Origin of the sequence: Cupriavidus sp. L7L (assembly GCF_004353535.1) — a bacterium.
GTDB lineage: Bacteria > Pseudomonadota > Gammaproteobacteria > Burkholderiales > Burkholderiaceae > Cupriavidus > Cupriavidus oxalaticus_A.
In genome coordinates this window covers 1-23,572 of the sequence record NZ_SMNY01000052.1, presented here as the reverse complement: position 1 = coordinate 23,572, position 23,572 = coordinate 1, and the positions used below count along the sequence as shown (strand labels likewise).

Sequence of the window (23,572 nt, the reverse complement as noted above, 5' to 3'; positions counted from 1 at the left end):
GAGGAGACACATGGAGAAGACGCGCACCCCGACAGAACGACCGGTCGTCACCCGTTTCGCCGTGCGGGCAATGGCCGCCCTGGCGATAACAGCCCTATGCACCGCGCCACTGCTGGCGCGGGCCGAGTGGCCGGAGCGGCCACTCAAGATGGTGGTGCCCTATCCGGCCGGTGCGGGCGTGGACGTGGCGCTGCGCCCGATCGCAGAGGCGATGGGCCGCGAACTGGGCAAGCCGGTGGTGATCGACAACCGGCCCAGCGCCGGCGGCATCGTCGGGACCCAACTGGTGGCCACCTCCGCCGCCGACGGCTACACCATCGGCTACGGCAATATGGTCACGCTGGCCGTCAACCGCACCTTCTACACCAGGCTGCCCTACGACCCGGAAAAGGATCTCGCGCCGATTGGTCTGGCAATTGGCAACGCCTATGTGCTGGTGGCGCGCAAGGACCTGCCGGCCAACAACCTTGCCGAGCTGGTCGCGTACGCGAAGCAGCACCCCGGCAAGGTGGTGATGGGGTCGCTGGGCATCGGCTCGGGCGCTCACCTGGCGGGTGAGCTGGTACAGGGCAGCACCGGCATCAGGATGCTGCATGTGCCCTACAAGAGCGGCGCGCAGGCGCTGGGCGACATGGTCAACGGCCAGGTCGATGTGATGTTCGACAACGTCTCGGGCATCCAGCAGTTCATTGCCGGCAAGCAGATCAAGGCGCTGGCCGTGACCAGCCTGCAGCGCGTGCCGGTGCTGCCGCAGGTGCCCACCGTGGACGAGAGCGGCATCAAGGGCTTCGAGGTGGTGGCCTGGGGCGGGCTGGTAGCGCCGGCGGGTACGCCCATGCCCGTCATCCGCAAACTCAACGCTGCGCTCAACAAGGCCCTGGCAGATCCCGCCGTGGTCAAGGCGAATGCCGCGCTGTCGATCGAGGCCATGCCCTCCACGCCCGAGGCGTTTGCCAGCCTGATCCGCAGCGAGGTGCCCCGCTGGGGCGCCACCGTCAGGCGCGCCGGCATCAAGGCCGACTGATCGCGCGCTTGCCGCCGCGCCGGGCAGCCGTGCGCATCACCGATTGCATCGCATCCACAACCACAACGGACCATCCATGAGCAACGAACTGTGGCGCCTGAGCGCCGTCGATCTCGCGCGGCATATCGCCTCCCGGGAAATCTCGTGCCGCGAGGCGGCGGCAAGCTGCCTGGCCCGGCTGGACGACGTCAACCCCCGCCTCAACGCGGTGGTCGAGGTGCTGGCCGACGAGGCCCTGCACACTGCCGCCGAAGCCGATGCCATGCTGGCACGCGGCGAGCCGGTGGGCCCGCTACACGGCGTGCCCGTGACGATCAAGGTGAACGTGGACCAGGCGGGGCGCGCCACTACCAATGGCGTAGCGGCCTACCGCAGCACCGTGGCCACTGCCGACAGCCCAGCGGTCGCCAACCTGCGCAAGGCGGGCGCCATCATCATCGGCCGCAACAATACGCCGGCGTTCTCGATGCGCTGGTTCACCGACAACGCCCCGCACGGCCGCACGCTCAATCCCTACGACGCCACGCGTACACCCGGTGGCTCCAGCGGCGGCGCGGCGGCAGCGGTTGCGGCCGGCATCGGCCCGCTGGCGCACGGCAACGACCAGGGCGGGTCGATCCGCTATCCGGCCTATGCCTGCGGCGTGGCAGGCCTGCGGCCGAGCTTCGGTCGGGTGCCGGCGTTCAATCCGTCCCAGTCGCGGGAGCGCACCATCGGCATGCACATGACCTCGGTGCAGGGGCCGCTCGCGCGCAGCGTGGCGGACCTGCGCCTGGCGCTGGCGGCGATGTCCGCGGCCGATGCCAGGGATCCGTGGTGGACGCCCGCGCCGCTGGATGCTGCCCAGCCGGCCAATGCCTACAAGCCTGGTACAAGAGTGGCCGTATGTACCTCGCTGCCGGGCTACCGCGCCGACCCCGAGGTTGTCGCTGCGGTCGCGCAGGCGGCACGATGGTTGGAACAGGCCGGCTATACGGTCGAGGAAGCCGCACCGCCGCGCTTCACCGAGGCAGCGGAGCTGTGGCTGGCACTCACCATGAACGAGACCAAAGCCAGCGTACGGCAAGCCGTAGAGACCGACGGCGATGACGCAATCCGCCGCGCCTTCGGCAGCATGTACCGGCTGGCCCCGGATCTGGATCTCGTGGGCTATATGGACGCCCTGGCCCTGCGCTCCAACCTGCTGCGCGACTGGCAGCTCTTTCTTGCGCAATATCCGCTGCTGCTGATGCCGGTTTCATGGCAGCGCCCGTTTGCGGTCGACGCGGACCAGCAGGGCGATGCCGCCATGCGCGAGATCCTGGACGCGCAAAGCCCGCTGCTGGCGCCGGCCATGCTCGGACTGCCTGGCTTGTCGGTGCCGACCGGCATGGCAGGCAGCACGCCGATGGGTGTGCAATTGGTGGCGGGGCGCTTCCAGGAGGCGCTTTGCCTGGCGGCTGGCGAGGCCATCGAACGGTGCGCCGGCTGGTCGGGGCTGGCCGAGATGCGGGCTAGCCGGTCCTGACTGAGGGAGCGCCCCGTGTTCGAGCCGCATCGGAAGCTTATGGGCATGCGGCGCAGCGGTGACCGGGCGCTTGGCCCTGCCGTGAGCGTGCATTCTGGGACGAGTGTCGCCAGAATGCCACCTACAACCTCATGCACCGCAACTGCTCCAGCACTGTGGCGCACGCGCTCGACGCCGCGCTGGAAGGCGGCGCCGCGCGCGTGTGGGCATGCCTCATCGGCTGGTGGCCACTGTTCCGCCTGCTGGACGACTGACCTCTGGGTAGCTGCGCACTTACGCAAGCGTGCGGCGACGATGGCGTGAACGCCGGGGCTGGCCGGGCAAGCGGCTCAGATCACGCAGTCGGAACAGTTCCTCCGTCGATGACGTACTCAGTGCCGGTGATGGCACTGGCGCGGCCAGAGACGAGGAAACCAATGAGTTCTGCCACTTCCCGGGGTGAGCATGGCCGGCCAAGAGGAATGCCGCCGAGCGAATCCATGATGATCTTGCGGGCGCCTTCCGTGTCGATGCCGCCTTGTCGGGCGATCTCGGCAACGAGACCTGCGGCGGCATCCGTCTCGACCCAGCCCGGGGAGACACGCACGACGCGAACGCCCTTCGGACTGACCTCCTTGGACAAGGCTTTGCTGTAGTTTGACAGGGCAGCCTTGGCGGCGGCATAGGCAATCGTCGCCTGCGGCAACGGTAATTGCCGCTGGATCGACGTGACGTGGATAATGACGCCCGAACGCTGCTCGACCATCGAGGGCAACAGCGCGCGATCGATGCGCACTGCCGGGAATAGGTTCAGGCTCAATGCCTTGTTCCATTCATCGTCATCTAGCACGCTGAAGCCACCGGCCGGTGCAGATGATCCGCCCACGACGTGCACGACTATATCGACGCCACCGAACCGCTCGTGCACTGCGTCGACGATGGCGTTACAGCCCTCGGCCGTTGTGATGTCCGCCCCGATGAACCGTTCTTCGGCAAGTTCATCGGGACGGGAACGCGCAGTCGTCAGAACGTTCGCACCTGCCTCGCAAAGGCGTGCGACAACGGCCTTGCCGACGCCTTTGGTTCCGCCCGTAACGAGCGCCCGAAGCCCCAGAAGTTCGGGTGCGGAGTTCATTAGCGAATCTCCAGCGACGCAATCCTGCCGCCAGCCAGGACGAACGTATATGTCAGCACGACTGGGCTACCGGGAAAGGTGCCCGTGAGCCGTGCGTGCATCGTCACAGTGGCGCCGTCCTGGGATACGTCCAACGGCTCAATGCTGTACTGGTACCTGGATTTGCTGTCCTTCTTCCAGGCCTGGATGGCTTCCAGCCCCTTGATCGTGCGGCCTTCGTCCCGCACGACGGCATCGGCGGCAAAGCAGTTCGAGAGAGGGGCGGAGTCGGTGACGGTTTCCGCGAGTAGATAGGCATCCAGTGGCGGGGGCAGCATCATGTTCATCGGGGTTCACCTCAACGTGAAGGTTTTCATGCCCCAATCATGGCGCTACAGTTACCGTATCGCAAGAACGCACAAGAAAGTAAGTAACCCTTGGCTAACCGAAAAAACTACACTCCCGCGACTGCCGCAATCGATGTTGAAGCCGCATTCAAACTGCTGGAAGGCCGCTGGAAGCTGGTGATCTTGTTTCACCTTTTCGGTGGTCAGGTACAGCGCTTTTCGGACCTCGAGAGACTGATCCCCGGCATCACACAGAAGATGCTTGCCCAGCAGCTACGCCGCCTCGAAGCGGACGGCATCGTGATGCGTACGGTCTATCATCAGGTGCCGCCGAAGGTGGACTACCGCCTGACTGATTGGGGCCAGGCGTTGTGTCCGGCACTGGATGCGATCCTGACATGGGCGGAGCGCCGTGAAGACTTTCCGTAGGCTGCGCCGAGCTTGCGTGCGTGAGAAGAAGCCTGTCATCCAGAACTCCGATTTCGCAAGTCATCGACGTGGCCTCATCCGCGATCGTCTCTTGTCGGGCCGGAACCTGACGGTCGTCAATCCTATTTCAGGGGCAGCACTGGGTCGGAAGCGGCCCTGTTACCACGCCCCTTGCACCTGACCCGCCCGATGGCTAAGTCCCGCCATTCTCGGCCGCCCAACCTTCCGGCGACCGACCGCTGAGTTGGCCCCTTGCAGACAGTCAGTCAACGCGCAATCCATAGTTGAACTGCCTACGAACCGGCACAGACGACGGTTCAAATCCAGAGCAGTCACTTTGAATCTGGCTGCCCTTCACGCCAGACGAATGTCGTCTGGCTAACGGCCGGCCCCAAGGATAAGTGGCCGCGATCATCGAACTTTCGTATCGGCTTGTACCTCAAGATCATCGGCTATTTGAAATCACACCACTCATGTATTTATTTAAATCTCGAAAATCTTGAACAGTCCAAGAGTGCGGCGCCAGTCTTACACCATTCTCTTGCAAAGTTCTTGGAATCAAGTCTCCATTTGGACGAAGTATCACCGATGAAACAATAACACCAGGATAATCATTGAGTCGTCTTTTGAAAGCGGCGGTTGTCAGATCAGGTGTGGGAGGAGTGCTTTTCTTGGCCAATGGCCCTGTGCCTTTGAGGTCTGCTCCATGGCACATGGCACATCTCTGCGTAAAGAGATTTTTCCCATTAAAACTTTGCGCCCAGGATAGTGATGTTTGAGTTAGCACTACAACTCCTAGCGAAGCGATACATAACTCTCTTACTTTCATTTAGCCTTATTGTATAAATCAGATCATAATCGCGAGCAAATACCGGGGAGCACCACTGCAACACATGAGGGCCACGACACGCGACAGCTCGTCGGGCCGCCAAGCCGATTCCTGGGCAACCCGCCTCGCAGGCGGCGGCTCGGCGCACTCAGTCATGTTCCACCGAGAGTTAGGTGCGCTGTCCCACTATCTGCGCCCGGCCAACTCAAGCTCCGCCCTCCCGGTTGCGGCACCGCTAGTTAGCCTATGTCTTCTACCGTGCCCGCCGCGACGGCACACGGCTCGCCATGACGGTGACTTCGACTAGCCATCCTGGCGGCACCAGCCGCAAGACTTCGGCTCGCGTGCGCACCGGCACGTTGGGCTGCTTGTCTGTTCCGAAGTATTGCTTATAGGCGCTCGAGAAGCCGGTAAAGTCTGGCTTGCCCGCGGCCGGGTCTGCCACAATCAACGCCTGCATGGAGACGATGTCGCCCATGCGATAGCCGCGATCCTGGAGGATGCGCTCGATCTGGCCAAGCACGCTGCGAGTCTGGGTTGCGGTGTCGCCATAGGAGGCCGCGGTATCGGGCGGCGCCGAGGCATTCGCCACCGTGGGCCCCACGCCGCTGAGCACAAGCAGCTGCGCATTGGCGGGAATCTCAATCACCTCCGCGAACTCACGCGCCCACGGTTCGGTCATGTGCGCCGGGTTGCGATGCCTGACGATCTGCTCGGCGGCGTTGGCATTGGCGATGCAGAGCGCCGGCACAACGAGGGTGGCAAGGGCCGCGATAGAACTACTTGATAGCAAGCGTGCTGTGCGCATGGGCAGGGCCTGGGAAGTAAAGGATGAAGGTCCGGACAACGCGGCGTTGCCTTGCCGGACCGTACAAAACGAAGAACGCATATGCGAAGAACGTATTCGCGTTCGTCTCGACTAAATCGAGTGGTCGCCCCTTGGGCGGACAAATGACTCCCGCTGTCTGGTCCACGGAGGGAGTTCGGTGTGCATTTCATCTCGAACAGAAGGCGGCGTTGGGTCCACTCACTCTTTAGAATACTCATAACTTCATCATCTCATCAGCCGCATTGAGAATCCGGTTGGAGGACTGCTGAGCACCGCGAACAATGCTGTCCACGTTGTAGGCTAGCAAGCGACCGCTTCTCTTTATTATTCGGCCATCGACTAACACCGTGTCGACGTTGCTAGCGCTGCCGCTCTGCACAATCGCCGTTTCGATATTGCCTATTGGCCAGATGTTCAGATCCTTGGCCCGCACCAGAATGATGTCTGCGCGCTTGCCTTCAGTGATCGATCCAGTGATGTCGCCGACCCCCATCGCGATGGCTCCATTGATCGTCGCCATCTCGATTACCTCTTGCACGCTGACCGCCCTTGCCCGCTCGCTCGGGGTGCCAACCCAGGGCACCCCGAGGTTCCAGGTGAAACGCATCATTTCGAACATGTCCGGTGGGGCAATAGACGTCGCATCGCTTGATAATGAGATAGTCAGCCCCGCGGCACGCATCGCGAACAGCGCAGCCCGGGCATCGCCTGTGCTGCTGAGCCGGAGCTCGGAATGTGTCGCAAAGGAGAGCGGTGTCTTCGTGCGCGCCATCGCCATCAAGTCCTCGGTCGTCGCCGGGACGTAATGCGCGATCATGAAATCGGGGCCGAGGTAACCGCGCCTCTCGTAGTCGACAGCATCGACATTGTTGGGCGACTCCTGCGGCGCGTGGATCGCTACGGGAAGCCCACTCTTCTTGACGAACTTCATTTCCTCGTGAAAGACATCATCGGTGCTCTGTTGCGGACCACGCAGATTCAGTCCCAGGTGCACCAAACCTTCGAATGGGGAGTTTGCACCGAACCATTTGCGCTGGATGCGCGCAAGGTCGCCGAACCTGTTCACCTCGTCTACCGGGAGCTTGTCAATGTGGCCGTACGAGTAACGGGCCCTCAGCAGAGAGTGCTGGTGCGCGCGAAGTTCGGCATCCGCATGAGCCGCGGAGCGGGTGTTATGCGACCAGTTGTGCACGGTAGTGGTCCCGCCGTTCGCTAGTTCGGCGCACGCCAGGAGCACGCTGTTGTAGAAGTCCTCGGGCGTGTACAAGGCGGATGTGGCGCTCTTGGCCGGGTAGTAGGAGAAGCCGCCGTTCCGCGCAGTGAAGCTGCGTCCGATCGCGCTCCACATATGGTAGTGAGAGTTGACGAAGCCGGGCATGACGATCATGTCAGTGGCATCGATCGTCTGCGCGCCGGATGCGCTCAGACCCCGACCGATCTTATCGATCACGCCGTTGCGAATCAGTATGTCGGCGCGCGGCAAAACACCATGCGTCCGGTCGACCGTGATGACCATGCCATTTTTGATTAGGTAGGTGCCTCGACGGACTCCGGTCGCTGCGGATGGCGTGCCGCCCCGCGCCGAAGCCGATGCCGGAGCGACAAGCGATGGGATCCCGGTTGCCGCGACCATCAATGCGCCGGCGGCCTTGGTGAATTCTCTTCTGGTTGTTCTCATATCTCTTTCCGATACAATCTGGTTTGCGAGAGGTGCGGTCAGTTCGTCTTGAGAAAAAATGCTGTCGTCATTGCCAGCCCTGTCATGACGACGAAGCCGCGCACAAGTGCCGGCTTCAGTCGCCGAGCGAGGACGCCGCCGAAGTATCCGCCGGCCGTTGCGCCTATCGCCATCCATAGTGCATGCGTCCAAGCGATGGCACCGCTGGCCCCATAGATAACGACTGCCATCAGCGTCAGGATCACGGAGACGAAGTTCTTGATGCCGTTCATCCGGCTCATGTCGGTGTGCCCAAGCGCCCCGAGAACCGCCAGCAGCAAGATGCCGAGACCGCCGTTGAAATAGCCACCGTAGAGCGCGACCGCAGCGATGCTGATGTCCGTGATCCATTCACTGGGGGACTGCGACGCGACGGCTCCTTTGCGCAGAAGCCTTGGCCCACAGGCAAAGAGAAGGGTCGCGGCTAACAGCAACCATGGCACAATGCGCCCGAAGTCGGTGTTCGAGGTCGACAGCAGCAACGTAGCGCCTGCCGCACCGCCCAGCACCGACAGTACGCTTAGCCGAAGAAGCGAGGGTGCCATCGGCGCCGACAGATCCTTGCGCTGTGCCCAGGCACCCGCCATATAGCCAGGCAGGAGCGCGGCGGTCCCGGTGGCGTTGGCAGATACCAGCGGCACGCCCACCATCGCCAAGGCCGGCAGTGTCAGGAAACTACCGCCGCCTGCCACCGCATTTCGCGTCCCGGCGAAAGTCGCAGCGCCACCGAGCAGCACCCGTTCGGCCGGCGTCATGGCTTACGCACAGGCAAGGACATCCGGTCGGTCCGCAGTAGCAGGGTGAGTACTATTCCGAAGACCGATAACAAGGTGATCTGCGCAAAGCCGGCGGTGCTCCAGCCAAAGCGCGCCGCGATGCCGCCGATGATGTAGCCCGCGAAAGCGCCCGCGCCGTAGAGCGTCGTGACAAAGACACCCGTGGCCCGATTCGTGAGCGAAGAGCGCACGGACTTGATATGGTAGCCGGCCAGGTTCACGTACAGCACGCCACTCACCACCAGCCCCCACACGAATGACAGCACCGATTGGACCAACATGCCCGTCGGCCCCGAGAACAGAAGGAAGCCGAGCAGCCCGGTCCCCGCAAAGCTCAGCGACAACACAAGCTTGGGGTGGAAGCGGTCGCCAAGCCAGCCGCCAAAGATAGAGGCGAACACGCCGCACCCGAAGATACTCATGACGCGACCAGTGTCCGCCGGCGTGTAGTGCAGATGCTCGCGCAGGAACGTGGGGTACATGCCGAGGTAGCCATAGATGCATAACCCGCCAATGATGCTCATCACAGTCAAGAGAGCCGTGTTGCGGTTCCACATCGTGGTTGCACCGCGCGTGTCGATGTGCGTGGCGATCGCGCTGGCCTTTTCTGTCATGCGCTTGCTCACGGTAGCCGCGATCAGCGCCATGGCGACAAATCCGGTCAGGCCAAACACCACCAGCGGCAAGCGCCAGTTGCGCTCGATGCCGATCAGGTGCCCACCGAGCAGCGGTCCCACGATGGCGCCGACACCGAAGGAGAAGTTGATGGCCCCAACGGCGGTCGCGCGGAAGCGAGCGAAATAGCTGGCCGCGATGGCGATCACCACAGTCAGCTGCATCGCTTCGCCGATGCCAGTAGCGGCGCGGTAGAGGATCATGTCGGCGAAGCCGCTCGAGTAGGCAGTCAACAGCGTGCCAAGCGAGAAAATCGCGATGCCAATCTGGAGCACGGCCTTGCGCGACCACCGCGCCAGCAGGTAGCCTGTGGGCACCCCGGCTAGTGCCATGCCGAGCGTAAAGATGGTCGAAAGCAGGCCGGTGTCGGCGAGGCCGAACCCAAACTCCCTTCGCACATCTGCGGCGATCAGCGGAAAGATCTGCCGGTCCATCGCGTTGAGCGCATAGGAGGCAAGCAGCACAAGAAACATGCCGATCTCCAATGCCGTGACGGGCGCATCGCTGCGCACGTCTCCGGTCAGCGAGCCGGCCGAAGTCGAGGAATTCACGTGTTGTCTCCTTCTCGTCAAGCGAGAGATTTGTTCGAGTTCCTGGCGATGCACGGATCCGGCTATGAGCCCGCGCGCGCTGCCTTATACCAATCGAGGATCTGCTCTCCCGTCAGGAAGGCAACGTCGTCGTGTGCCCGAATGTGCGCCAGCGCCTCCCGGAAATAGCGCAGGCGGTGTGGCGCGCCCATGATGTACGGATGCACGACCAGCGCCATCACCCGGGCTGAGTCCTTCGCATCGGCGTAGAGCTGCTCGAACTGGTCGATAGCGCGGTCGCGATACTCGCTGGCCTTGTGATGCTGGATCAGCATCATCGCTACATCGTTGCACTCCTGTGTGTAGGGCACGTTCACGATACGGCCGCCATCTCGCGTCCTCAGTTCCACGGGCTGATCGTCGAGCACCCAGTCGCACACGTACTCGTAGCCTTGCTCCGCGAGGATGTCAGGCGTGTTCCAGGTCTCGGTGAGCCCCGGTCCAAGCCAGCCGCGGGGGCGCTTCCCGGTGTAGGCGCGAATGGCCTCGGTGGTCTTTGCGATGTCGACCGCTTCGTCGGGCACCTTCTGCATGTTGCGCTGCCCAAAGCCATGGCCGATGAACTCCCAGTTACGTGCCATCGCCGCCTTGGCGATAGGCTCGTAGGCATCGATGGCGGAGCCGTTGATGGCGAGCGTTGCATTGATCCCAAGCCCGTCAATGACGTCCAGCATGCGCCAAAAGCCGACGCGGTTACCGTACTCGTGCCAGGCCCAGTTCGGGATGTCTGGCATCGGCGAACCGCCCGCCGGAGGCGTGAGAACCGTGCGCGGCATGGTCTCGTTGATATCCCATTCCTCAACATTGACGATGACCCAAACGGCCAGGCGCTTGCCATCCGGCAGCGTCAGGGCGGGACGCTCGGAAATGGCCGAAAATGAGATGCGTTCGAGTGGTTTCATGGCGTGTTTCCTTTGACCCGGGACTCAGACGATCTCGACCTGCAAGGGGTCGAGTCCTTCAATTCGGCCGATCAACCTGTCACCGCGCTGCACCGGCCCAACGCCTTCTGGCGTGCCGGTAAAGATCAAGTCCCCAGGAAGCAGGCGGTACTGCCTGGAAAGCTCGCTGACGATTTCATGGACGTTCCAGATCATCTTCTCCAGGACCGAGTGCTGTCGTACGTCACCGTTTACCGCCAGGCTCAGTGCGCCCGAACGGAGATGGCCGACCTTCGCCACGGGATGGATGGGACCGCATGGCGCCGAATGGTCGAATGACTTGCCCAGCTCCCACGGCAGGCCGCGCTTGTTGCATTCGCGTTGGCGGTCACGCCGCGTCATGTCAAGCCCTGCGGCGTAGCCGAAGACATGATCCAATGCAGTATCCGGCGGCACGTCCGCCGCTTCACTGCCGATAGCAACGACGAGTTCAAATTCGAACTGAAAGTCGTCTGTGAACGTCGGATACGGGACGCGTCCATCGGTCACAATGGCATCGGCCGGCTTCTGGAAGAAGAATGGCGGGTCGCGTTCGTCACCCTCCCCCATTTCCCGGATATGGGCAAGATAGTTGCGCCCCACGCAATAGACGCGCCGTACCGGGAAGCGCTGATCGCTGCCGACGATACCAATAAAGGCGGGGGTAACGCTCGGGACCTTCGTCGATTGCACGACGACGCTGTCCGCACTGGCTCTAGGCATAAGGATTGTCTCTGTGTAAGATTATTGAACGGAGTGGCTAGAGTTTAGAGACGCGGTCGTTCGGCCTCAACGCACAGGCTTGCGAAAAGATGCGCAATCCTTACGATCCTTTGCTCCTCACGTTTCCATGCACAGAGCGAATCCCTCGAACGCCCCACTGACGCCCCTCGACCACGAGGGCAAAAAGGGCGCTGTCATCCGGAACTACACCATGGCGGCCCGGGCGCAGAGCGCCTACTTTGGCATCCACGATCAGAGCAACTGTCTGCCGAACCCGGTGCCGCACCGTCACGAGTACTTCCAGATTTACGTCAACACGCTAGGCGAGACCACTCACTACATTGGGGGCCAGCAGCGGCCCATTCGCCCCGGCACCGTGAGTTTCGTCCTGCCGTTTCTGGTTCACTACATTCCGAACGTAGCGGATGGCAAGTTCCACGTAATCAACATCAGCAAAGAGTATTTGCTGCCGTCGCTTAACCTTGATGTCTTCGAGTTGTCGGAAGTGCCGCTCGCGCGCGCGCCAGAGCTTGGTCCCTTCCGCTTTCAGCATTGTCTGGATTTTCAGTTCGATGAACTGGACACCCAGTACCTTCAGGAGCTCTGCGAGCGCATGGCGCAAGAATCCCAGCAATCGCCCAGTGACGATACGGCCAGCAACTTGCTGATCCGCAGCCACTTGCTAAACCTGATTGGCATGGTGTGGCGACGCCACGGTGACAAGATCCGTCTTTGCGAGGGCAACGGGATGTTGCTGCAGTCGTACAAGCAGTCCGTGCTGCGCTGCATTCGGTATATCACCCAAAACCTTTCGCGGGAACTGACCTTGGGCGACGCTGCGCAGGCCAGTCATGTGTCAGCAACACACCTGGCCCACCTGCTGAAGAGTGAAACCGGAAAGACCTTTCTGGAGATCGTGACTGAAAGGCGGATCGAGCGGGCAAAGACTTTGCTGGCTTTCACATCCGCCTCGGCCGCAGAAATCGGGCAAAGCACGGGATTCGGTGAACCAAATAACTTTGCTAGGCGGTTTCGGCAGATCGTAGGTTCGACACCTTTGGCATATCGACGCCAATTCCAAGGCGTGGGCGCGCGAACTTGGGTTGAGTAAGACCACGGCGGTGAGCTGAGGGCTAGCCGATGAGACTGGCATTGTTGGGGCTTTCCACTATTCTTTATTTCAAGCTTCTTATTCGTGATATTTACCTTGTATGTGTACTGCCCTCCGACTGGCCTCAGTATTCCTTGTGCTGCGGAAGCGTATCGGTGATGTCATACCACGACGCCTTGCTGCCGACAAAAACATGACGCTCGGCCTTCACGCCGGGATCGCTATCAAGCGTACCGAGCGGGAATCCGAATACCTCCGGATTGCAGTCAAATCGCGTCAATATGCTTGAGCCACATTCGCTGCAAAATCCCTTGTGCTCGCCAGGCGAGGACTCGTAAAACTTGACGGTGTTCTGCCCCGATACCCATTCCCAATCCCTAATCGCCACCTTGGCTCTCGTGCGGAAGGCCGAGGCATGGAGCTTTCGGCACATCGAACAATGACAATTCAGGACGTCGGTTAGCGGGCCGTGGATTCGGTATTTGATGCGTCCGCAGAGACAACTGCCGTGCTGGGTCATGGGCTTCTCCAGGAAGTGTTGCGATGAATGCCAAATTGGAGAAGATCGTAGGGTGTGCGGAAATTTTGATAAAGTAGCCGCCCATGAATGGATTCTTCATGATTTACGAATAATCGACGATGGATCAGCTGTTCAGCATGCAGGTGTTCTGCCAGATCGTGGACTCGGGGAGCATGGCGCAGGCAGCCCGGGTCCTCGGACTCGCGCCTGCGACGGTGACCGGCGCACTAGCTCGAATAGAAAAACGGCTTGGCGCACGCCTGCTCGACCGGACGACGCGTCGCATCGCCGTGACCGAGGCGGGCAGGCTCTGGTACAAACACGCGAAGCGCATCATTGAACAGTCGCATGAAGCTGAAGATGCGGTCCGGCGCCTTGCGTCGGAACCAAGGGGTGAGCTGCGCGTGACATTACCGTTGGGCGTGGCGCTGACCTTTGTGTACCCGCATCTCCATGAGTTCACGGCACGCTTCCCGAGAATCAGCCTCGATCTCCAGGTTAGCGACCGGATTGTCGACCTTGTCGCCAACGGCTTCGATCTCGCCCTGCGGGCGGGGCGACCGGGGGATTCCGATTTCTCCGCTCGATGCCTCAGCACGTACCGCCGCGTAACATGCGCCAGCCCCGCCTATCTGGCATCTCATGGCGCCCCCCGGCATCCGGCCGAACTGGCACGACATCAGTGCCTGATTTACCGCCATGAACCGCATTCCTCATCTTGGCAGTACCAGGTGGACGGCACAACTATGGCAATTCCGGTAGATGGGCCATTTTCGAGTAACGAATCGCATGCGCTGATTGCATGGGCCAAGGCAGGCAAGGGAATCACCCGGCAGCCCGACTGGCTTGTCGCGCAGGACTTGCTCAGCGGTGGCTTGATTCGGCTGCTGGAAGAGTACGACGAGATTGGTGCGTCTAAGCAGCCGGGAATATATGCGGTGTTTCCGAAACCTCGCAATCACCCGAGGAAGGTCGAGGCTTTCGTGAAGTTTTTTTCTCAAAAGATCGCCTCAGCATCCCACCAGTAGCGTCACAAACGGGGCGAGGGTCGTGCGCCATATATCGAGTGTCTTGCTGGGATCGCAGGCGCCCATCGTTTCCTTGACCGGACGGATGGCTCGGATGACAGCTATCGTCGGCGGTGGCAAGTGGTTTCCTTCGACAAGGATGGCGTTCAACGCCGTATATGCGCCGTCCGCTTCGGCTTCCGTTGCCCGCGCCAGCGCGTCGACACCCATCTGAGGCGCTGGCCGTGTCGACAGGCGTAGAGGCAGGTCAGTGCTAAATCGATAACGCTAAACCGACACCGGGTGATGACAGCATACGCAAAGCTTGTTTCCATCAGCATCTCGGAAGTATGCGCCGTAGAAGTGAGGGTGATACTGGGCTCTTAGGCCAGGAGCGCCTTCGCAATTTGCTCCGTTTGCGAGCGCACGGGCGTATGCCTGGTCAACGGTCTGCCGGTCACGCGCAAGCAATGCCACCATTTGACCATTCCCACCTCGCGCAGCATTGCCGTCATATGGCTTGCCAATAAGGAACAGCGGCCGCGGTGCGTCCGTTGCCATCCACCCTGCCCATGGCGTGTCGCGCTCGCAGAATTTGAGGTTGTGTCCTAGTTCATGCATCAACGCCGAATAAAACTCAAAAGCACGATCGAAGTCGTTAACGCCAAGAAAAATGTGCGAAATCACTTTGCGTCTCCCAGGAAGGTGGCGGCGACGAACATTATCACGGCTGTGAGGTGGCATCGCTCCTAGCCTCCCCACGTCAGCCTCGCCGGTCCGATACCGAAACGCAAAATCGGGGCTAATTAAGCGGCAAGGCGATGTTGTTCTTCTGCGGCAATAGATGGAAACCGTCGCTCAACGTGCGACAGCAACTGGTCATTGAGCACGACCGTCCGGACTGCCTTCCTCCCCGATCCAGGATTTCCGCACCCTTGAGCCAATTGAAATGCCAACGATGGAGAGCGTCGCAACGGCCGCAGCCGGCCATCTGCGGACTCTCGCCCGAGGCTTCACACAGACATCCGAGCGTCAGTTCCCGCCCAGATAGCGGCCCCTCGTGTATGGATCATGTCGGGAGCGTTGTCGGCCGCTTCGGCGCCGGGCTGCGTACCGCCTTCGTCCTGGCTCCCACACCAAGACAGGCGCAACGCCTGGCCGGGACTTTGCGCGCCACCACGGTGATGGCCCCCCTTCACCACTCTGCTCGCCACGGCCCGGATCAAGGACGGCACGGCGGACGAGATGCTCGCGGCGCTGCGGCAGGAGAATGCCGCAGGGCATGCCTGCCAAAAGCGCCGGTGAATCGCCGCTCATAACGCAAGCCGATGGGGTGGCTACAGACCTCCTTTGCGCGGCGCCCGCGCCTCTGTGTCCGAGCAGGCTACGAACTCGGCAGCAACCGTCACAGCTTCTGGGTCAAGCCCACTGCCACCGGCGGCAGCAATGGCCATCCTTCTGACACTCAGCCTAAAAAGGGAACATGGGCGGTTTGTTGTGCCGCATCCGGCATGTTGCGTGAGATTGTGGCACTCGGCAAGCCGGCTCGCGGCCTGTCGATCCGCGCCCCGCCCACCGTCGCGAGGCGACGTCATTCCCGCCCCGCTACCCTATTCTGGTGGCCATCCGGCTGGCTGCACGCCACGAGCCGCGCTGCCCACTGCTCCCCCGCTCAGGTGCCTGGATACAGTCATCCTGATTTCCTAGGATAGATGTGCCCATGTCCCCGCCTTCAAGCCCTCCGCAAGCGCCGCGCCGCCTGTTCGCCAAGCTGGCGCTGCCGCTGGCTGCGCTGGCCGTGGCGGGCGGGGGGCTCTGGTGGGCCACCCGCGACAAGCCGGTGCCCGTCGTCACTGCCCTGGTCGCGCCCGGCCGGGTGGAAGCCTCCGTCTCCAATACCCGCGCAGGCTCGGTCGAAGCCTGCCGCCGCGCCAAGCTGGCGCCGCCCGCCGCCGGGCGCATCGAATCCCTGAATATCCACAAGGGCGACCGCGTGCGGACCGGGCAGGTCCTGCTAACGCTGTGGAACGACGATCTTGCCGCGCGCGAGCGGCTGGCGAAGGAGCAGTCGCGCACGGCGGCAGCGCATGTGGGCGAGGTGTGCGCGCTGGCGCGGCTGGCGGCGTCCGACGCCCGCCGCACACGCGGGCTGGTGGCAAAGGGCTTTGTTTCGCCGCAGGTCATGGAGCGGGCCGATGCCGAGGCCGGATCGCGGCAAGCCGCTTGCGAATCGGCCCGCGCTACCGTCAAGGAAGCCGGCGCCCGCATCGCTGCCGCCCGGGCAGACACGGCGCGCACGGTGCTGGTCGCACCCTTCAGCGGCGTGATCGCCGAAATCAACGGCGAGGTCGGCGAATACCTGACCCCGTCGCCCCCCGGCATCCCGACCTTGCCGGCAGTCGACCTGATCGACGATTCATGCCTCTACGTTTCCGCGCCCATCGACGAGATCGACGCCGCGCGCGTGCGCCTCGGAATGCCGGCCCGCATTACGCTGGATGCCTTCCGCGGCAGGCATTTCGACGGTAAGGTGCGGCGCATCGCACCTTACGTGCTGGCGCTGGAGAAGCAGGCGCGCACGGTCGAGGTCGAGGTGGAACTCGACCGCCGGGCCCCGGCCAGCGAACTGCTAGTCGGCTACAGCGCCGATGTGGAGATCGTCACCGAGGTGCGCGATGGCGTGCTGCGGGCTCCCAGCGCGGCGCTCGACGCCGGCGGCCGCGCGCTGGTGCTGGCCGGGGGCCGCCTGCAGGCGCGGCAGGTGCAGGCCGGGCTGGCCAATCCCGAGTTCACCGAGGTGCGTGGCGGCCTGGCGCGCGGGGACCGGGTGGTCGTCTCGCTTGACCGCAGCGGCGTCAAATCCGGCGCCCGGGCAGTGGAGGAGGAGGCCCCGCGATGATCGAGCTGGAAGGCATCCGCCGCGAATTCGTGCTTGGCGGCGAGACCGTCCACGCGCTGCGCGATGTCAGCCTGCGGGTCGAGCTGGGCGAATACCTGTCGATCATGGGGCCGTCCGGATCGGGCAAGTCCACCTTGCTCAATATCATCGGCCTGCTCGACCGCGCCGCTGCGGGACGCTACCTGCTGGACGGCCGTGACGTGACCGCTCTGAGCGAGAACGAGCTGGCCGCCGTGCGGCGCGAGAAGATGGGCTTCGTGTTCCAGTTGTTCCACCTGGTGCCGCGCCTGACTGCCGCCGGCAATATCGAGTTGCCGATGGTGCTGGCCGGCATCGACCCGGCGCAGCGCCAGCGGCGCGTGGCCGCGCTGCTGGAGGAGTACGGGCTTAGCGAACGCGCCGGGCATCGGCCCGATCAGTTGTCGGGCGGCCAGTGCCAGCGCGTGGCCATCGCCCGTGCGATGGCGATGCAGCCGTCGGTGATTCTCGCCGACGAGCCCACCGGCAATCTCGACCGCCACACCGGCATGGACGTGATGGCCGTGCTCGAAGGGCTGCACACGCGTGGCGGCACGCTGCTGGTGGTCACGCACGACCCCGAGATCGGCCAGCGCGCGCACCGTCGCCTGCGCATGGTGGACGGCGCCATCGTCGAGGACCGCCATGCGTTGCTCTGACGTGCTCGCTTTCACCTGGCAGGTGCTGCGCGGCAACCGCGCCCGCACGCTGCTGATCCTACTGGCGATGGGCATCGGCGTGGCGGCGGTGGTGATCGTCACGGCGCTGGGCGAGGGGGCGCGGCGCTACGTGGTCGACCAGTTCGGCGCGCTCGGCACCAATCTCGTGATCGTGCTGCCGGGGCGCAGCGAGACGGTCGGCGCGGCGCCGGGCATCGTGCTGGGTGCCACCACCCGCGACCTGACACTGGACGACGCGCTGGCGCTGCGCCGCAGCGCCGCCGTACTGCACGTGGCGCCGCTGATCGTCGGCGACGCCGACCTGCATGCCGGTGCACGCCGCCGCGAGGCGCCGGTGCTGGGCTCCACCGCCGAGCTGCTGCCGGTGCGGCATATGGAGCTGGCGCTGGGCAGTTTCCTGCCCGAGGGCGACCTGCACCACGGCCAGCCCGTCTGCGTGATCGGCGCACGCGTGGCCGCCGACCTGTTCGGCAGCCGTCCAGCGCTGGGCGAATGGCTGCGCATCGGCGACCGACGCTTCCGCGTAATCGGGTTGCTGGCTGGACAGGGACAGTCGCTCGGCTTCAATACCGACGAGCTGGTGATTGTGCCGGTCGCGGCCGCACAGGCGCTCTTCAATACCAACTCGCTGTTCCGCATCCTGGTGGAAGCCCGCTCGCGCGCACAGGTGGTCGATGCCCGCGCCGACGCCGAGGCCATCCTGCGCCTGCGCCACGAAGGTGAGCGCGACGTCACGGTGATCACGCAGGATGCGGTGCTGGCGACCTTCGACCGCATCCTTCGCGCGCTGACCCTGGCCGTCAGCGCAATTGCCGCCATCAGCCTCGCCGTGGCGGGCATCCTGATCATGAACGTGATGCTGATCGCGGTGACGCAGCGCCGCCACGAGATCGGCCTGCTGAAGGCCATCGGCGCCACGGCGGGGGAGATCCGACTGCTGTTCCTCAGCGAGGCGGCGCTGATGGCGCTGGCCGGCGCCGCCGCCGGGCTGGCGCTGGGCGGCCTGGGCTGCCTGGCGGTGGGGCGGATCTATCCTTCCATCCCGTTCGCGCCACCGTGGTGGGCGCTCCTGGCGGCGCCAGGCACCGCGCTGGCCACCGCGCTGGCCTTCACGCTCGCGCCGGCCTCACAGGCGGCGCGTCTCGATCCCGTGCAGGCGCTGTCGCGCCGCTGATCACCATGCGCTGGGCCGACCTGCTCCGCTTCACCCTGACCGCGCTGGCGGCGCACCGCCTGCGCACCGCACTGAGCGCGCTGGGCATTGCCATCGGCATCACCGCCGTGATCCTGCTGACCTCGATTGGCGAGGGACTGCACCGCTTCGTGATCGCCGAATTCACGCAGTTCGGCACCAACCTGATCGGGGTGACGCCGGGGCGCACGCAGACCAAGGGCGGGATGGGTTCGCTCGGCTCGATCAACACCGTCCGCCCGCTGAGCATCGACGACGCCGTGGCGCTGCGCCAGGCCCCGCACGTGCGCATGACCAATCCCATGGTGCAGGGTAATGCCGAGGTGGAGTACGGCAGTCTGCGCCGGCGCGTGACGCTCTATGGCGTCGGCGCGGGATTTACCGAGGCGCTGTCGATGCGCGTGGCGAGTGGTCAGTTCCTGCCCGACGACGACCAGCGCGCCGCACGCCCGCTGGCGGTGCTGGGCGCCCGCGTGGCGCGCGAGCTGTTCGGCGCAAAGAGCCCACTGGGGGCGCGCATCCGCGTCGGCGCGCAGCGCTACCGGGTGGTCGGCGTGATGGAGGCCAAGGGGCAGATGCTCGGCTTCGACCTGGACGATACCGTCTACATCCCCGCCGGGCGAGCGCTGGAGCTGTTCAACCGCGAAAGCCTGGTGGAGATCGAGGTGACTTATGACCCGGCCGCGCAGGTGGCCGAGGTGGAGGCGGGGATCAAGCGCTTGCTGCGGGCGCGCCACGGGGCTGAGGATTTCACCGTCACCCCGCAGCAGAAGATGCTGGAGGTGTTCGGCACGGTGCTCGATGCGGTGACTTTCGCGGTGGCGGCCATCGGCGCGGTGTCGCTGGTGGTGGGTGGCGTGGGCATCCTGACCATCCTCACCATCGCGGTATCGGAGCGGACCGCGGAGATCGGCCTGCTGCGCGCGGTCGGCGCCACGCACCGGCAGGTGCTGGCGCTGTTTCTCGCCGAGGCCACCATGCTGGCCGCTATCGGCGGACTGGCCGGGCTGCTAGTGGGCTGGCTGATCGCCGTCGTGCTCGATGTCCTGGTGCCTGCGCTGCCGGTGCGCACGCCGTGGTCCTACGCCGTGGGCGCCGAGGTGGTGGCGGTGGTGGTGGGCCTGGCCGCCGGCGTGCTGCCGGCACGGCGGGCGGCGCGGCTGGAGCCGCAGCAGGCGCTGCGGTCGGAGTGAGGTAGATACTGCCTGCAAATTCCTCTGCAAACTTAAGCCAAATAGAGCTGCATCGACCCGCCAAGCCGCCATAGATGTCACGCTGGGTCGACAGGCCGCAATGGGTCGCTTTGCGACTGTCATCATCCCAGTAGATTTGCACCAGCCCACATGGCTGCATCCTCCAAACTGCGGAAATAGCATCCATTCCTCTTACCTTGACGGTTTGTACAAGCTCGCAAATACGGTTGGCTCCCACTCCCGCGCGGCCAGGAGCATGCCGATTCCCCGACGCTGTTCCAAAGGTACCGATGACGGGCGACTGCAAGGCGAACATTGTGTGGCACTCAGTGAGACGGGTGAGACGCAGATCTGGCGGATGGATGGTCCCCGAATCGCTGATCGCGCCACGGTGGTCGGCTCTACTTCGATTTGATCGTCGTCCGATGAGGTCGACGGACTCATTTGACCGGTTGGCCGATGGCAAGAAGGTTGCCCTCGCAATCTCTGAACCAAGCACCTTTCTCGCCAATGCCACCCTTGGACGGGTAGTTTCCCTGGATCTCGGCGATCCCATTGATGGTCTTGAGACCGGGAAGATCGTATTCTTCGAATGTGACTCCCCGGTGCCGCAGTTCGCTAACGATTGCCTGAATGTCATCGACCTCCCAGGCCATTTGTGTGTGACTGCCAGAGGCCGATCCAGCCGACTCGAAAAGTACGAAGTAGCTGTTGCCGCATTTGTAGCGGAGGCCGCCAGGCCGTTCCTCTACCGGCTCAAGACCAAGCTTGCTCGAGTAGAAGCTTCTCGCTCGTGCGAGGTCTTGTGCAGGAATCCTGGTCGCGACGTCACTGTTTTGGAGCATGGGAAACTCTCCTGTGTAGGGGTGGAGGCATAAGTCCAGCTTAGGCGTGTGCCGGACGTTAATGAAATGGGGCGCTTCATGACGGTACTAGTATTGGGATTGTTCATTTTCCTGGGCGCGCACTCGGTGCGCATGGTTGCTGACTCATGGCGCACCGCGCAGATTGCCAAGCTCGGCCCGCGTCGCTGGAAAGGCTTGTTCACCCTGGTTTCGATTGCCGGCCTGGCGGTGGTTGTCTGGGGCTACGGCCTGGCCAGCGCGCATCCTGTGATGGTCTGGACGCCACCGGCGTGGGGGCGGCACTTTGCGGCATTTCTCACAATCCCGGCCTTCGTGCTGATTGCGGCGGCATACGTGCCTGGCAACCGCATCAAGGCTGCGCTCGGCCATCCGATGCTGGCAGGCGTGCAGGCCTGGGCCCTGGCGCACCTGCTTGCCAACGGAACACTCGCCGCAGTAGTGCTGTTTGGCGCGTTCCTGGCGTGGGCGGCGGCAGATTTCGTGTCAGCGCGCCGTCGGGACCGGGAAGCAAGAACCAGCTACCCAGCCGGGACACCTGCGCGTGATGCAATAGTGACAGTCGCCGGACTAGCGGCCTGGGCGTTGTTCGGATTCATGCTTCATGAACGGATGACCACCGTGCGGGCGTTCGCGTAAGCAGAACATCTGGCAGTTAGGATGGCTTTTCATCCAGAAGCTGACAAGCCCGCCTTGGTTCTATACGCTGTGAAGCGTCGGATACATCAGGGACGGAGCGTGAGTTCACCTCAACCAATGAACGAGCAAGCGCCATCTGCATTGAGGATCGTCCTTACCAGCATCGAGCGAGTCCTTCCGCCACATATCCGCGCGACGCTTCGGCCTCCGGCTGAGGCGGGAGACCTGGCTGGGCTTGTCTCATCCGTCCCAGAAGTTGGCCAACTGCCAGCCGACGTGTGCGTGCTGTTCTCTTGGCACGATGGGCAGCCATGGAACTCACCGCTCAGTCGAAAGGACAATCGGCGGCTGCTCTCGGTAAGCGAAATAGGGAGGGAATGTTCGTTCTTTGCAGATCCGACGTCCGACTTCATGGAGCCATGGAGCCCCTTGTGGTTGCCCGTTCTAACCAACGACTTGGGAGACTTCGTTGTGTATGAAACTGCGGGTCCGTCGAGGGGCAAGCTGCTGCACTACTGGCATGACGATCAATCGAGAAGCGTCGCATATTTGTCCCTTCAGGAATGGGCCGTGGAACTGCTTCGTGAGCATGAACAATCCGAACCGTGACCCCGCCGCCGAGCGGATAACTTCAAGCCGGTTGCGCTATCTGGAAGTCGCGGTTCCTGCCGAATGTTGAGCGGCACAGGGAGAAGGCCGATGTTGAAATGGTTCAAAAAGCTCGGCGCACCCAGCGTCGGGCCTGATTACAGGCACGTCGATTCGCGCGGGAAAGCTGAAGACTTATGTAAGCGAGGAGAGCTCATGAAGCTAGTGCTCATGCCTCTCGAGTTCGGGGGCGAGGATATTCTTCCGAACACAGTGTACGTGCCGGCTCATGCCGCTGAATCGAAGGCTCGGATCGATCAGCGCACCGTCGTGCCACTCGCTCAGAAAGGGCAGATTCGCCGCTACTCAGCCACCCCGGAGTACGAGGGCAAGAGTTTTATTCCAAGCATGATCCGGATTTCGGCCAGCGATCCGGGTCACTTCGAGGCAAGCGTTGCGGTTTGGGGAAAGGCACTACAGGAACCCGAGGCACCGCCACAGCCTGAAGCACCGCTGCCGGAGTTCGCTCCGGCAGCAGCGTCCCTTGACGGTTTGGAGCCCGAAGACGTGGTTCGTGCTTTCATCGCTGACTATGAAAGATGGAACGATTTCGTTAATCAGGCAAACGCGCAGGATACTTTCCAAGGTATCGATGCTGCGGAATCCGCTTACAACGCGCTGATCTCAAAATATTGCCCGCCGGGGCATCGCCCACAGCCCGTGTCATTCGGCGACGACTGTTCACACGACAATCGCGAGGCAATCCTCGACACCGAATTCGGCGCGGTGAACGCTTGTATAGTAAGGACGCGCCACACCAAGACGAAGCATAACGTGACTTTCACCGCTGATTACGAGTATCACCTTCACGAAGCAGGTTCCGTGGTTCCTGACGAGCATTCTCTACGTTGACGCCGAAGGCAAGTATGAGGGGCTCTAGGCGCGAACCCAACGCGCTCCACTCGACGGGCCTCGCCCTGCGGGCTCGGCCTTCCTTTGCATCCCCCGGCGCCGGTGCGCGCGGGATTACGTGTCCCCGCAACTGGCCAAGGACGACGGAAACGCAATGGCTGTAGTCGGTAGAGTCGAGATGTGGCGCGGTGGCGTTAGGTTCGGTTTGTCTGTTGCCGCCCCTTTCGTCTGGCGGTGCCCTAGTAGCCTTGCCTTAACTCCGTTGAGGTAGCCTGATCGAGGCGGACACGCTTGGTCCTTAGATTAAGATCGTGGATCAGGAGTGTGCACAGATGAGCAAGGCAAGACAGACGTACGGGGAAGAGTTTCAGGCAGAGGCCGTGAGACTGGTGCTGGAGCAGGGACTGACGCTGCAGTCGGCCGCGCAGCGCCTGGGGATTCCGAAGGGCACGTTGACGAATTGGGTGTCGAAAGCCAAGGCGCCTGGAACA

At 63.0% G+C, this 23,572-nt stretch carries 25 protein-coding genes and 1 pseudogene; 14 read left to right on the top strand and 12 right to left on the bottom strand.

From position 1 onward, the window contains the following. Window positions 1-10: 10 nt before the first annotated feature. The 3 genes from E1J61_RS32935 (at window position 11) to E1J61_RS38990 (ending at window position 2,785) form a co-directional block, all read left to right on the top strand. The gene (locus E1J61_RS32935; protein WP_243737075.1) at window positions 11-1,024 is read left to right on the top strand and encodes a tripartite tricarboxylate transporter substrate binding protein; all 1,014 of its coding nucleotides are present in this window, start codon (window positions 11-13) and stop codon (window positions 1,022-1,024) included. 76 nt (window positions 1,025-1,100) lie between these two features. Further along, window positions 1,101-2,531: an amidase family protein gene (locus tag E1J61_RS32930; RefSeq protein ID WP_133098027.1), complete on the top strand. Its 1,431-nt coding sequence runs from the start codon at window positions 1,101-1,103 to the stop codon at window positions 2,529-2,531. Between the two features lie 131 nt (window positions 2,532-2,662). Further along, window positions 2,663-2,785: a hypothetical protein gene (locus tag E1J61_RS38990; RefSeq protein ID WP_371704930.1), complete on the top strand. Its 123-nt coding sequence runs from the start codon at window positions 2,663-2,665 to the stop codon at window positions 2,783-2,785. Between the two features lie 80 nt (window positions 2,786-2,865). Here E1J61_RS38990 and E1J61_RS32920 read toward each other — a convergent pair whose 3' ends face one another. Together E1J61_RS32920 and E1J61_RS32915 are read right to left on the bottom strand one after the other, a co-directional pair. Beyond that, window positions 2,866-3,645 (bottom strand): SDR family oxidoreductase, encoded by a 780-nt coding sequence (locus E1J61_RS32920; protein ID WP_133098026.1) that lies wholly within the window; start codon window positions 3,643-3,645, stop codon window positions 2,866-2,868. Beyond that, entirely contained in the window at window positions 3,645-3,971 is a 327-nt protein-coding gene (locus tag E1J61_RS32915; protein ID WP_133098025.1) for a nuclear transport factor 2 family protein, read from the bottom strand. Before E1J61_RS32915 ends, E1J61_RS32920 begins: the two co-directional genes overlap by 1 nt. 90 nt (window positions 3,972-4,061) lie before the next feature. Between E1J61_RS32915 and E1J61_RS32910 the strand changes: the two genes are divergently transcribed. After that, window positions 4,062-4,400: a helix-turn-helix domain-containing protein gene (locus tag E1J61_RS32910; RefSeq protein WP_133098024.1), complete on the top strand. Its 339-nt coding sequence runs from the start codon at window positions 4,062-4,064 to the stop codon at window positions 4,398-4,400. Window positions 4,401-4,845: 445 nt separating this feature from the next. Here the strand turns inward: E1J61_RS32910 and E1J61_RS32905 are convergent, their stop codons facing one another. The 7 genes from E1J61_RS32905 to E1J61_RS32875 all read right to left on the bottom strand — a co-directional run bounded on the left by E1J61_RS32905 (window position 4,846) and on the right by E1J61_RS32875 (window position 11,429). Next, complete coding sequence (locus E1J61_RS32905) at window positions 4,846-5,229, bottom strand: cytochrome c (RefSeq protein ID WP_133098023.1); 384 nt, start codon at window positions 5,227-5,229, stop codon at window positions 4,846-4,848. 253 nt (window positions 5,230-5,482) lie between these two features. Further along, on the bottom strand, window positions 5,483-6,037 hold the full coding sequence (locus tag E1J61_RS32900; protein ID WP_133098022.1) for a RidA family protein: 555 nt from the start codon (window positions 6,035-6,037) through the stop codon (window positions 5,483-5,485). A gap of 235 nt (window positions 6,038-6,272) precedes the next feature. Further along, window positions 6,273-7,736, bottom strand: coding sequence for an amidohydrolase family protein (locus E1J61_RS32895; RefSeq protein WP_243737074.1), 1,464 nt, complete (start codon window positions 7,734-7,736; stop codon window positions 6,273-6,275). A 38-nt stretch (window positions 7,737-7,774) separates the two neighbouring features. Beyond that, window positions 7,775-8,530, bottom strand: a complete 756-nt coding sequence (locus E1J61_RS32890; protein WP_133098021.1) for a sulfite exporter TauE/SafE family protein — start codon at window positions 8,528-8,530, stop codon at window positions 7,775-7,777. Beyond that, on the bottom strand, window positions 8,527-9,777 hold the full coding sequence (locus E1J61_RS32885) for an MFS transporter (protein ID WP_133098020.1): 1,251 nt from the start codon (window positions 9,775-9,777) through the stop codon (window positions 8,527-8,529). The genes E1J61_RS32890 and E1J61_RS32885 overlap by 4 nt, the downstream gene beginning before the upstream one ends. 62 nt (window positions 9,778-9,839) lie before the next feature. Beyond that, the gene (locus E1J61_RS32880; protein ID WP_133098019.1) at window positions 9,840-10,718 is read right to left on the bottom strand and encodes a polysaccharide deacetylase family protein; all 879 of its coding nucleotides are present in this window, start codon (window positions 10,716-10,718) and stop codon (window positions 9,840-9,842) included. Window positions 10,719-10,742: 24 nt separating this feature from the next. Continuing rightward, the gene (locus tag E1J61_RS32875; protein ID WP_371704928.1) at window positions 10,743-11,429 is read right to left on the bottom strand and encodes a fumarylacetoacetate hydrolase family protein; all 687 of its coding nucleotides are present in this window, start codon (window positions 11,427-11,429) and stop codon (window positions 10,743-10,745) included. Window positions 11,430-11,670: 241 nt separating this feature from the next. Between E1J61_RS32875 and E1J61_RS32870 the strand changes: the two genes are divergently transcribed. Continuing rightward, window positions 11,671-12,570, top strand: a complete 900-nt coding sequence (locus E1J61_RS32870) for an AraC family transcriptional regulator (RefSeq protein WP_133098018.1) — start codon at window positions 11,671-11,673, stop codon at window positions 12,568-12,570. 124 nt (window positions 12,571-12,694) lie between these two features. Here the strand turns inward: E1J61_RS32870 and E1J61_RS32865 are convergent, their stop codons facing one another. Then, the gene (locus tag E1J61_RS32865) at window positions 12,695-13,090 is read right to left on the bottom strand and encodes a GFA family protein (RefSeq protein WP_062799615.1); all 396 of its coding nucleotides are present in this window, start codon (window positions 13,088-13,090) and stop codon (window positions 12,695-12,697) included. A 119-nt stretch (window positions 13,091-13,209) separates the two neighbouring features. Between E1J61_RS32865 and E1J61_RS32860 the strand changes: the two genes are divergently transcribed. After that, on the top strand, window positions 13,210-14,118 hold the full coding sequence (locus E1J61_RS32860; RefSeq protein ID WP_231909561.1) for a LysR family transcriptional regulator: 909 nt from the start codon (window positions 13,210-13,212) through the stop codon (window positions 14,116-14,118). A gap of 267 nt (window positions 14,119-14,385) precedes the next feature. On the opposite strand, the gene E1J61_RS32855 is transcribed toward E1J61_RS32860, so the two are convergent. Next, a complete protein-coding gene (locus E1J61_RS32855; protein WP_133098017.1) occupies window positions 14,386-14,784 on the bottom strand; it encodes a VOC family protein in 399 nt (132 codons plus the stop codon). Window positions 14,785-15,191: 407 nt separating this feature from the next. Here E1J61_RS32855 and E1J61_RS38505 point away from each other — a divergent pair. From E1J61_RS38505 to E1J61_RS32830, 5 genes and pseudogenes are all read left to right on the top strand, one after another. Then, window positions 15,192-15,396, top strand: a pseudogene (locus E1J61_RS38505) (PLP-dependent aminotransferase family protein); the annotation flags it as partial. 421 nt (window positions 15,397-15,817) lie between these two features. Then, window positions 15,818-16,996 (top strand): efflux RND transporter periplasmic adaptor subunit, encoded by a 1,179-nt coding sequence (locus E1J61_RS32845; RefSeq protein ID WP_133098016.1) that lies wholly within the window; start codon window positions 15,818-15,820, stop codon window positions 16,994-16,996. Continuing rightward, complete coding sequence (locus E1J61_RS32840; protein ID WP_133098015.1) at window positions 16,993-17,673, top strand: ABC transporter ATP-binding protein; 681 nt, start codon at window positions 16,993-16,995, stop codon at window positions 17,671-17,673. Before E1J61_RS32845 ends, E1J61_RS32840 begins: the two co-directional genes overlap by 4 nt. Beyond that, on the top strand, window positions 17,660-18,868 hold the full coding sequence (locus E1J61_RS32835) for an ABC transporter permease (protein WP_133098014.1): 1,209 nt from the start codon (window positions 17,660-17,662) through the stop codon (window positions 18,866-18,868). The genes E1J61_RS32840 and E1J61_RS32835 overlap by 14 nt, the downstream gene beginning before the upstream one ends. Window positions 18,869-18,873: 5 nt before the next feature. Then, window positions 18,874-20,079, top strand: a complete 1,206-nt coding sequence (locus E1J61_RS32830; RefSeq protein ID WP_133098013.1) for an ABC transporter permease — start codon at window positions 18,874-18,876, stop codon at window positions 20,077-20,079. Window positions 20,080-20,519: 440 nt separating this feature from the next. Here the strand turns inward: E1J61_RS32830 and E1J61_RS32820 are convergent, their stop codons facing one another. Next, the gene (locus E1J61_RS32820; protein ID WP_133098012.1) at window positions 20,520-20,924 is read right to left on the bottom strand and encodes a VOC family protein; all 405 of its coding nucleotides are present in this window, start codon (window positions 20,922-20,924) and stop codon (window positions 20,520-20,522) included. A gap of 78 nt (window positions 20,925-21,002) precedes the next feature. Between E1J61_RS32820 and E1J61_RS32815 the strand changes: the two genes are divergently transcribed. The 3 genes from E1J61_RS32815 to E1J61_RS32805 all read left to right on the top strand — a co-directional run. Then, a complete protein-coding gene (locus E1J61_RS32815; RefSeq protein WP_133098011.1) occupies window positions 21,003-21,581 on the top strand; it encodes an NnrU family protein in 579 nt (192 codons plus the stop codon). Between the two features lie 804 nt (window positions 21,582-22,385). Next, window positions 22,386-23,081, top strand: a complete 696-nt coding sequence (locus E1J61_RS37950; protein WP_207951292.1) for a hypothetical protein — start codon at window positions 22,386-22,388, stop codon at window positions 23,079-23,081. A 332-nt stretch (window positions 23,082-23,413) separates the two neighbouring features. Further along, window positions 23,414-23,572: transposase (locus E1J61_RS32805; RefSeq protein ID WP_165971586.1), on the top strand; the 159-nt coding region annotated here is incomplete at its 3' end.

Coding starts and splice junctions, on each gene's coding strand:
- E1J61_RS32935 (WP_243737075.1), top strand. CDS start 11: ATGGAGAAGACGCGCACCCCGACAGAACGACCGGTCGTCACCCGTTTC.
- E1J61_RS32930 (WP_133098027.1), top strand. CDS start 1,101: ATGAGCAACGAACTGTGGCGCCTGAGCGCCGTCGATCTCGCGCGGCAT.
- E1J61_RS38990 (WP_371704930.1), top strand. CDS start 2,663: ATGCACCGCAACTGCTCCAGCACTGTGGCGCACGCGCTCGACGCCGCG.
- E1J61_RS32920 (WP_133098026.1), bottom strand. CDS start 3,645: ATGAACTCCGCACCCGAACTTCTGGGGCTTCGGGCGCTCGTTACGGGC.
- E1J61_RS32915 (WP_133098025.1), bottom strand. CDS start 3,971: ATGAACATGATGCTGCCCCCGCCACTGGATGCCTATCTACTCGCGGAA.
- E1J61_RS32905 (WP_133098023.1), bottom strand. CDS start 5,229: ATGAAAGTAAGAGAGTTATGTATCGCTTCGCTAGGAGTTGTAGTGCTA.
- E1J61_RS32900 (WP_133098022.1), bottom strand. CDS start 6,037: ATGCGCACAGCACGCTTGCTATCAAGTAGTTCTATCGCGGCCCTTGCC.
- E1J61_RS32895 (WP_243737074.1), bottom strand. CDS start 7,736: ATGAGAACAACCAGAAGAGAATTCACCAAGGCCGCCGGCGCATTGATG.
- E1J61_RS32890 (WP_133098021.1), bottom strand. CDS start 8,530: ATGACGCCGGCCGAACGGGTGCTGCTCGGTGGCGCTGCGACTTTCGCC.
- E1J61_RS32880 (WP_133098019.1), bottom strand. CDS start 10,718: ATGAAACCACTCGAACGCATCTCATTTTCGGCCATTTCCGAGCGTCCC.
- E1J61_RS32870 (WP_133098018.1), top strand. CDS start 11,671: ATGGCGGCCCGGGCGCAGAGCGCCTACTTTGGCATCCACGATCAGAGC.
- E1J61_RS32865 (WP_062799615.1), bottom strand. CDS start 13,090: ATGACCCAGCACGGCAGTTGTCTCTGCGGACGCATCAAATACCGAATC.
- E1J61_RS32860 (WP_231909561.1), top strand. CDS start 13,210: ATGGATCAGCTGTTCAGCATGCAGGTGTTCTGCCAGATCGTGGACTCG.
- E1J61_RS32845 (WP_133098016.1), top strand. CDS start 15,818: ATGTCCCCGCCTTCAAGCCCTCCGCAAGCGCCGCGCCGCCTGTTCGCC.
- E1J61_RS32840 (WP_133098015.1), top strand. CDS start 16,993: ATGATCGAGCTGGAAGGCATCCGCCGCGAATTCGTGCTTGGCGGCGAG.
- E1J61_RS32835 (WP_133098014.1), top strand. CDS start 17,660: ATGCGTTGCTCTGACGTGCTCGCTTTCACCTGGCAGGTGCTGCGCGGC.
- E1J61_RS32830 (WP_133098013.1), top strand. CDS start 18,874: ATGCGCTGGGCCGACCTGCTCCGCTTCACCCTGACCGCGCTGGCGGCG.
- E1J61_RS32820 (WP_133098012.1), bottom strand. CDS start 20,924: ATGCTCCAAAACAGTGACGTCGCGACCAGGATTCCTGCACAAGACCTC.
- E1J61_RS32815 (WP_133098011.1), top strand. CDS start 21,003: ATGACGGTACTAGTATTGGGATTGTTCATTTTCCTGGGCGCGCACTCG.
- E1J61_RS37950 (WP_207951292.1), top strand. CDS start 22,386: ATGAAGCTAGTGCTCATGCCTCTCGAGTTCGGGGGCGAGGATATTCTT.